This is a genomic window from Glutamicibacter sp. AGC84 (genome assembly GCF_053543575.1).
In genome coordinates this window covers 19,895-28,433 of sequence record NZ_JBLVOC010000025.1, presented here as the reverse complement: position 1 = coordinate 28,433, position 8,539 = coordinate 19,895, and the positions used below count along the sequence as shown (strand labels likewise).

7 protein-coding genes are annotated in these 8,539 nt (G+C 62.8%); 5 read left to right on the top strand and 2 right to left on the bottom strand.

What is annotated here, in order from left to right; translation table 11 throughout:
* Positions 1–32: 32 nt before the first annotated feature.
* Both ACNPN0_RS13965 and ACNPN0_RS13960 read right to left on the bottom strand, forming a co-directional pair.
* On the bottom strand, positions 33–488 hold the full coding sequence (locus tag ACNPN0_RS13965) for a DUF421 domain-containing protein (RefSeq protein WP_105656084.1): 456 nt from the start codon (positions 486–488) through the stop codon (positions 33–35).
* The gene (locus tag ACNPN0_RS13960; RefSeq protein WP_448937994.1) at positions 488–1,024 is read right to left on the bottom strand and encodes a hypothetical protein; all 537 of its coding nucleotides are present in this window, start codon (positions 1,022–1,024) and stop codon (positions 488–490) included. The genes ACNPN0_RS13965 and ACNPN0_RS13960 overlap by 1 nt, the downstream gene beginning before the upstream one ends.
* Positions 1,025–1,214: 190 nt before the next feature.
* Between ACNPN0_RS13960 and ACNPN0_RS13955 the strand changes: the two genes are divergently transcribed.
* From ACNPN0_RS13955 to ACNPN0_RS13935, 5 genes are all read left to right on the top strand, one after another.
* Complete coding sequence (locus tag ACNPN0_RS13955; protein ID WP_448937995.1) at positions 1,215–1,865, top strand: 4a-hydroxytetrahydrobiopterin dehydratase; 651 nt, start codon at positions 1,215–1,217, stop codon at positions 1,863–1,865.
* Between the two features lie 141 nt (positions 1,866–2,006).
* Entirely contained in the window at positions 2,007–3,245 is a 1,239-nt protein-coding gene (locus tag ACNPN0_RS13950) for a M20 family metallopeptidase (RefSeq protein ID WP_448937996.1), read from the top strand.
* Between the two features lie 268 nt (positions 3,246–3,513).
* Positions 3,514–5,247 carry an ABC transporter ATP-binding protein gene (locus tag ACNPN0_RS13945; RefSeq protein WP_133834816.1) on the top strand — a complete coding sequence of 578 codons (1,734 nt, stop codon included), beginning with the start codon at positions 3,514–3,516 and terminating at the stop codon, positions 5,245–5,247.
* Positions 5,248–7,332, top strand: a complete 2,085-nt coding sequence (locus tag ACNPN0_RS13940; RefSeq protein ID WP_105656089.1) for an ABC transporter ATP-binding protein — start codon at positions 5,248–5,250, stop codon at positions 7,330–7,332.
* A 149-nt stretch (positions 7,333–7,481) separates the two neighbouring features.
* Positions 7,482–8,405, top strand: a complete 924-nt coding sequence (locus tag ACNPN0_RS13935) for a LysR family transcriptional regulator (protein WP_208294295.1) — start codon at positions 7,482–7,484, stop codon at positions 8,403–8,405.
* Positions 8,406–8,539 lie beyond the last annotated feature (134 nt).

Sequence of the window (8,539 nt, the reverse complement as noted above, 5' to 3'; positions counted from 1 at the left end):
GGGATGCCCCTTCTGCCATTGCCATCGCGTGGTCACGGACGGGATTCAGCTTCCTGGGTGAAGAAGGAAATCTTGCCGCTGGCTTCCAGTATCGCCAGCCGGATGCTGCTGTAGTTCTCGATGCCAGCCTGGCGGGCGAGCATGCTCAATTCGTCCAGCCCAATGCGCTCGTTGTGCAGGGCCTTGCGGTCCAGGACCCCGTCGCGGACCAGCACAATCGGGCGGCCCTGCATCAGCTTGCCCAGCTTGGGCCAGCGCATATTGGCGAAGTTCAGCGCAGCGGCCAGGACCACCATGGTGAATACTGCCAGCAGGCTTCCGGTGAGCGAACGGTCCTCCATGGTGATGCCCTGCTGCACCAGGTCGCCCAGGACGACGAACAGCACCAGCTCGAAGGAACTGAGCTCGCCCAGGGTCGATCTGCCGGCGGCGCGCGTGACCAGCCACAGGATGATGAAGGCGGTGGCTGCGCGGATGACTATTTCCATCAGGGGATCCTCCAAGTTCTGATCTTCAGGTCGGTGCTTTCGCCGTTGGCAGTAATTCCGAGCACGCCCTTGGCGCTCGGCGACCATTCGTCCGAAGCCCGACCCGTGAGGGTGGCAACCATGTGCCGCGACCCCGGTGCCGGGGCCACCTCGAATTCAATGGTTCCGTCAGCTCGGCTCGACTCGGACTCCGGTTCGGGAAAGGCCGAGAAGTCCTCGAAGAGCATGAGATAGTCCTCGCTCAGGTCCAGCGTGATGGTCTCGGGCAAAGGGTCGGCAGAGCTGATCCCAACCCTCAGCTGGATTTCATTGCCGGCACGGACCACCGCGGGAAACTGCAGCTGGACCGCGAAGCCGTCGGCCTGTTGTTCGATGCTCTTCTTCTGGTCGAATGCGCCGAGCAGAGCCGCCAGCACGAAGGCTGCAATCACGAGCAGGGCGGCGAGGCTCAGCAGCCGGCGTCTGCGATTGCTGTCCTCCGAGGTGATGTCATCCAGCGTCGAGTCGCTGATCTTGGCCTGGAAGATATTCAGCATGGGATGGGGCCCTCCTTGCGCTCTTGCTATCGAGGCTAAGCCGATTCGTCTGCGCCAGGACCAGCCGAGTTCCGGTTCACAGGCGGCATCCAGTTCGCAGCGGCTGGCGCTGGCGCCAACCTGTGCGTTGCGGCCGACCGCTTGAGCCGGCCCGGAAGTGGTGCCACAGTTGCACCAGGAGGAGGAGATCATGACCGTAAACGACCGCATTGAAAGCACCGAATTGGCCTCTCGGCTGGAGGCTCTGCCGCAGTGGCGCAAGCTGGCCGGGAAGCTCTGCACCGTGTACGAGACCAAGAGCTCGGCAGAAGCCATCGAATTGTTCAGCGACATCGCTGGCGCAGCGCAGATGGCCAACCACCATCCTGATGTGGACTGGCGCTACAACCTCTTGTTCGTTTCGACCGTGTCCCACGACGCCGGTGGCGACATCACCGAAAGGGACCTCGCGCTGGCCTCGGAAATCACGCAGCGGGCCGCCGCCTTGCATGCCAAAGCGCGACTGGATTTGATCAAGGTGGTGGAAATCGGCATCGACACCGACGACGCCCAAGCCATATCCGGGCAGTGGGCCGCTGGACTGGGCTACCGCGAGCAGCCCGACGGCAGCCTTGCCGATCCAGCGGGCAGATTGCCGGCCATCTGGTTCCAGGACACCCCGACGCCTCATCCCTCCCGGCTGCATCTTGATGTGTGGGTTCCCCACGCCGAAAGCGCTGGCGTGCTTTCGCGGCTGGAGAGCCAAGGTGCGGTGCTCGATGAGCGCAGCGCTCCGGGTTTCACCATAGCCAGCGACCACCAGGGCAACCGCTTCTGCATCTGCACCGAGCAGGACCGCTAGCGGCCTTGGCATGAGCCGGCGATTTCTCCCGTTGCAATCGGCCGGATTCTGGACTGTCCTGCCGGCCAGGGGATAGATTGACAGCGGATAAGCCAGCGGGGCCTTGGCGGCTCGGATGCTGGGCGCGATGGAAGGAACCCGATGGGCACTGCACAGGAAATCACCGCCTCGATCTTGGAGCAGCTGCCCTGGCAGGAGGCGCTCTATAAGCATTTCCACCGGCACCCGGAACTGGGCCTGGCCGAGCACGAGACCTCGGCGCGAATCTGCGAGGAACTTGAGGATCTGGGCTATGAAACCTGCCTGATCGGCGGTACCGGAATCGTCGGAATCCTGCGCAATGGCGAGGGGCCTGTGGTACTGGCCCGGGCCGACATGGATGCCCTGCCGGTCGCCGAGGGCACCGGGCTGGAATATTCCTCCACGGTCCCCGGTGCCATGCACGCCTGCGGCCATGACATGCACATGGCCACCCTGCTGGGCGCGGCCAAGTTCCTGGCCGGGAACCGCGAGCGCTGGTCCGGCACCTATCTGGCGTTGTTCCAGCCAGCCGAGGAGACCGCCGCAGGGGCCAAGGCCATGGTGGCCGATGGGCTGGTGGAGAGGATACCGAAGCCCGATGTGGCGCTGGCTCAGCACGTGATGCCCGTCGAAGCGGGGAGGATCGGCACCACCGCGGGACCGATCCTTTCCGCCGGCGACAGCCTGCGCATCACCGTCTACGGGCGCGGTGCGCACGGCTCGATGCCGCATAATTCGGTGGACCCGGTAGTCCTGGCCTCGTCCATCGTGCTCAAGCTGCAGACCATTGTTTCGCGTGAAACCCGGCCCGGGCAGTTCGCAGTATTGACCGTCGGCGCGTTAAATGCCGGTAGCGCGGCGAACATCATCCCGGACCGGGCCCAGCTGCTGCTGAACATTCGCACCTATGATCTCCAGCTGCGCCAGCACGTCATCGACTCCATCGAACGCATCGTGCGCGGCGAATGCGCCGCGGCCGGCTCGCCCAAGGAACCGGACTTCGAGTTCTACGACCAGTTCCCGCTGACCAGCAATGACGCGGTGGCCAACGACCGGATCACCAAGGCTTTCGAAGCCCACTTCGACCAGGGCCAGGTCTACCAGGCCGAACCGGCCACCGCCTCGGAGGACTTCAGCATCATCCCCGATTCCTTCGGCATCCCGTACACCTACTGGACGGTGGGCTGCGCGGATCCGGACGCCTATCGGGCGGCGGTCGCCGAGGGCACCGTTGCCTCGAAGATCCCGGCGAACCACTCGCCATTCTTCGCCCCGGTGATCCATCCGACCCTGGAAACCGGAACCCGCGCCCAGGTGGTGGCCGCCTTGGCCTATCTGGGCCACGGGGCACCGGACTAGGCAGTACGGTGATGTCCGCCGCAAGAGGAGCTGGTGGCAAGTAACCGGCACCTGTCCTGCCGGTAAATACACGGTTTATGATTAACGCCACCATGCCCGGGATCCTGCGGGAATACGGGTACTTGCCAGTGATTGATAAAAATCAATCGCAAGGATGATTCAAAGTGTCCAAGGCGAGCGCTAGACTGGCAATCGCTCTTCAATCACGCTGCCCTTAATCCGAAGGTCCAGCATGCCGGAGAGCTTGATGCCAGCGAGGATTTTCCACATGCTTCTCAAGCTCATCTTGAAACACTCCAAGCCGTACACGGGGTGGATCATTGCCGTAGTCATTTTGCAACTGGCCACCACCGTGGCCACTCTTTATCTCCCTAGCCTGAACGCCAGGATCATCGACGTCGGCGTGGTCGAAGCCGATATCGACTACATCTGGCGCACCGGCGGACTGATGCTGGTGGTGGCCCTCATCCAGGTAGCCACCGCGGTTGCCGCCGTCTACTTCGGGGCCAAGACCTCCATGAGCGTGGGCCGCGACATCCGCCAGTCGGTCTTCGAGAAGGTCTCGACCTTCTCGGCACAGGACGTCAACAAATTCGGCGCCGCCACCTTGATCACCCGCGGCACCAACGACGTGCAGCAGATCCAGATGCTCACCTTGATGGCGTTGAACTTCATGATCACCGCGCCGATCATGTCCATCGGCGGCGTGATCATGGCGATCCGCGAAGATCCCGGACTGTCCTGGCTCGTTTGGGTTTCGGTACCGCTGGTGCTCATTGTCGTGGGCCTGCTGGTCATCAAGCTCATGCCGCTGTTCCGCGATATGCAGACCCGCATCGACGGGATCAACGGCGTGCTGCGCGAGCAGATCACCGGCATCCGCGTGGTGCGCGCCTTCGTGCGCGAAGAGCATGAGACGCAGCGCTATGCCGATGCCAACCAGAAGCTGACCGACCTCGGTGTCAAGGTCGGCAACCTGTTCGTGCTGATGTTCCCGGCGATCACCATGATCCTGCACCTGTCCACCGCCGCCGTGCTGTGGTTCGGCGGGCACCGGGTGGATAACAACCAGGTGGAGGTCGGCGCGCTGACCGCCTTCCTGCAGTACCTGCTGCAGATCCTGATGGCGGTCATGATGGGTACCTTCATGGCCATGATGATTCCCCGTGCCATGGTCTCGGCCGACCGCATCTCCGAGGTGCTCGATAGCGAGCCGAGCATGCTCGACGCCGCCGAACGGCAAATCGCGCTGCCCACCCCGGGCACCGTGGAATTCAAGAACGTCAGCTTCGGATACCCCGGCGCCGAGGCGCCGGTGCTCAACGATATCTCCTTCACCGCCAAGCCGGGGCAGACCACTGCCATCATCGGTTCCACCGGTGCCGGCAAGACCACCTTGCTGAACCTGATCCCGCGGCTCTACGACGCCACCGAAGGCGAAATCCTGATCGGCGGGGTGCCGCTGAGGGAACTGGGACGAGACACCATTTCGCGGAACATCTCCGCGGTGCCCCAGCGCCCCTACCTGTTCTCCGGGACCATCGCCAGCAACCTGCGCTTCGGCGCACAGGACGCTACCGAAGAAGACCTGTGGGATGCGCTGAGGGTGGCCCAGGCCGACGGCTTCGTAGCCGAACGCGAAGGCCAGCTGGATTCGAAGATCTCCCAGGGCGGCACCAACGTGTCCGGCGGCCAGCGCCAGCGCCTGTGCATTGCCCGGGCCCTGGCCGCGAAGCCGAGCACCTACCTGTTCGATGATTCCTTCTCGGCCCTGGATGTGAACACCGATGCCAGGCTGCGTGCGGCCCTGGCCGAACCGACCAAGGACGCCGCGGTGATCATCGTGGCCCAGCGCGTATCGACCATTACCGGTGCGGACCAGATCCTGGTCCTGGACCATGGCGAAATCGTGGCCCGGGGTACCCACGAGCAACTGCTCGAAACCTCGGAAACCTATCAGGAAATCGTGGCATCCCAGCTGAGCGTGGAGGAGGTGGCCTAAATGGCGAAGAAGCAGAAGAATATCGATCCGGAGCAGCTCGAAAGCGAGCTTGCGGACGTCAATGAATTCGATGCCGCGGCGGGAGCCGACGACTGGAGCGGCGGCGCCCCGGTGCGCAAGGCCGAGCATTTCTGGCCATCGGCCAAGCGCCTGGTCGGGCTGATGTCCCCGTACAAGCTGGGCATGGTCCTGGTGTTCGCGCTGATCACCGTGTACGTGGTGCTCTCGGTGATCGCACCGCGGATCCTGGGCAAGGCCATGGACGTGATCTTCGCCGGGCTGATCGGCAAGAACATCCCGGCCGGCACGCCCGCGGAGCTGGTGATCCAGCAGCTGCGCGACTCCGGGCAGGGAACCCAGGCCGACATGCTCTCCAAGGTGGACTTCGTCCCCGGGCAGGGCATCGACTTCACCCAGCTTTCGCAGTACATCCTGATCGTGCTCTCCATGTACTTCGTCGCCTCGCTCTTCTCGTGGGCCTCGGGCTGGCTGCTGAACAAGCTGGTCATGCGCGTGGTCTACAACCTGCGCAAGGACGTCGAGGACAAGATCAACAAGCTGCCGCTGAACTACTTCGACACGCGCCAGCGGGGCGATCTGCTCTCGCGCGTGACCAACGACGTGGACAACATCCAGAATGCGCTGCAGCAGGCGCTGAGCCAGCTGGTCTCCTCGGCCATGACCGTTATCGGCATCGTGATCATGATGTTCGTGGTCTCCTGGCAGATGGCGCTGATCGCGCTGGTGGCCCTGCCGCTGTCGGCAGCTGCCGCGGGCATTATCGGCACCCGGGCGCAGAAGCTGTTCACCGCGCAGTGGAAGAACACCGGCGCGCTGAACGGGCAGATCGAGGAATCCTTCTCCGGCCACGAGCTGATGAAGGTCTTCGGCCGCGAAGCGGACATGGTGGACCGCTTCACCGCCCGCAACGAGGAACTGTACAAGGCCAGCTTCGGCGCCCAGTTCGTCTCGGGCATGATCATGCCGGTGATGAACTTCGTGTCCTACCTGGCCTACGTGGGCATCGCCGTGGTGGGCGGGCTGCGCGTGGCTTCGGGCACGATGAGCCTGGGCGACGCGACCGCGTTCATCCAGTACAGCCGCGAGTTCACCCAGCCGCTGGGCCAGATTGCCGGCGTGGCGAACATGCTGCAGTCCGGCGTGGCTTCGGCTGAACGCACCTTCGAGCTGCTGGACGCCGAGGAACAGGAACCGGACGACGCGCAGGACAGCCTTCCTGCCCGTGCCGACGGGCATGTCTCCTTCAAGAACGTGTCCTTCTCCTACTCCCCGGACAAGCCGCTGATTGAGGACCTGTCCTTCGACGCGGATCCGGGGCACACGGTGGCGATTGTCGGCCCGACCGGCGCGGGCAAGACCACGCTGGTGAACCTGGTGATGCGCTTCTACGAGCTGAACTCCGGGAAGATCATGCTCGATAACCGCGATATCACCGACCTTTCCCGCGCTGACCTCCGCTCGAAGGTGGGCATGGTGCTGCAGGACGCATGGCTGTTCGGCGGAAGCATCATGGAGAACATCCGCTACGGCCGGCTGGATGCGACCGATGAGGAAGTGATCGCGGCCGCGAAGGCGACCTTCGTGGACCGTTTCGTGCGCGCGCTGCCCGATGGCTACGACACCATCATCGACGAGGAAGGCACCAACGTGTCGGCCGGCGAGAAGCAGCTGATCACCATCGCCCGCGCGTTCGTGGCCAACCCGTCGCTGCTGATCCTGGACGAGGCGACCAGCTCGGTGGATACCCGTACCGAATTGCTGGTGCAGCAGGCGATGGCCGCGCTGCGCAGCGACCGCACCAGCTTCGTGATTGCCCACCGGCTGTCCACGATCCGCGACGCGGACACCATCTTGGTGATGGAGTCCGGCCGGATCGTGGAGCAGGGCAACCACGAGCACCTGCTGGGGACCCAGGGCGCCTACTACCGGCTGTACCAGTCGCAGTTCGCCGGTCCGGCCGAGGATGTGGATGCGAATCCGGATACGGCTGCGGTGCCCGCGGTAGCGGCCGGAGCCACGGTGGCCAGTGACATGGCACCGGAAGCAAAGGAAGAAACCGAGTAGGACCTTGAGTCGCGAAGACCCCGGCATCTGGCAGATTTTCACTGCCGGTGCCGGGGTCTTTTTGCATTGCCAGGCCTGCTTCTGATCGAACCGCTGCGGCACGCCCCCAGGCCATCGATAGCACTTGTTCCTGCAGGAAATGATGCAATATGAACATGATGCTTAGACAGTTGGAATATCTGGTGGCACTGGCCAATGAGGGACATTTTGCCCGGGCAGCTGAAGAATGCGCGGTCTCCCAGCCAGCATTATCAGAGGGCATTCGAAAACTCGAAAAGGAACTGGGCGCGCCATTGGTCCGCCGGGGCCATGCCTTCCAAGGACTGACCGTTGAAGGCGAGACGGTTCTCAAATGGGCTCGGAAAATCCTGAAAGACCATGCCTCGCTGAGACAGGAAATCTCCCATTACGAGAATGGCCTGAACGGAACACTTCGATTGGGAACGGTTCCTGCTGCCTCTTCAACTGTTGCAACCCTCACCGACAAGTTTGCCCGTGCGCATCCGCAAGTGGGCATCAACGTCCAGGCGAGTCTCCATTCGGCGGACATCGTCCGTCAGATCAGGAACTACGAGCTTGACGCGGGCCTTATCTACGCGGAGCCGCAGGACCTAGCTGGACTGCTGGTCTATCCGCTCTATGCCGAGGAACATGTGCTGCTCACTGCGCCGGGGATGCTCCCCGAGGGCGCAACGACGGCTTGGGCGACGGCGTTGGAGTTGCCCTTATGCCTCCTCGACTCATCTCTTCGAGGGCGCCAGGTCCTCGACCAGACGCTCAGCCGGCACGATCTGGTAGTCTCGCCGCGAATCGAATGCGACTCGATAGTCACGTTGCTCGCGCATGTGTCCACCGGGAACTGGGCCAGCATAGTTCCGCGCCAGTGGTTGCCACCCTTGGGAGCTCTGCCTGGTATTGAGCTTTACAGGCTGGATGATCCGCAAGTTACCTCGCAAATTTCTCTTGTAATGGAAGACAGCAGTCCATTAACCCTGATGTCGCAGGCGCTCGAAAAGATAATTTCTAGCACATTCCCTGCGGTCGATATGCATCTCAGCAGGAATCATAAGTAGCACTTACTGAATCATCGGATCTAATTATTGGATCTGATCAATGGTAATCCCTGAACCTAGAACCAGACCCCAAGTCGCTTAGGAATTGGGCCGTGCAACTGGGAGCGGAGAGAACAGTGGAACCTGACCATCTT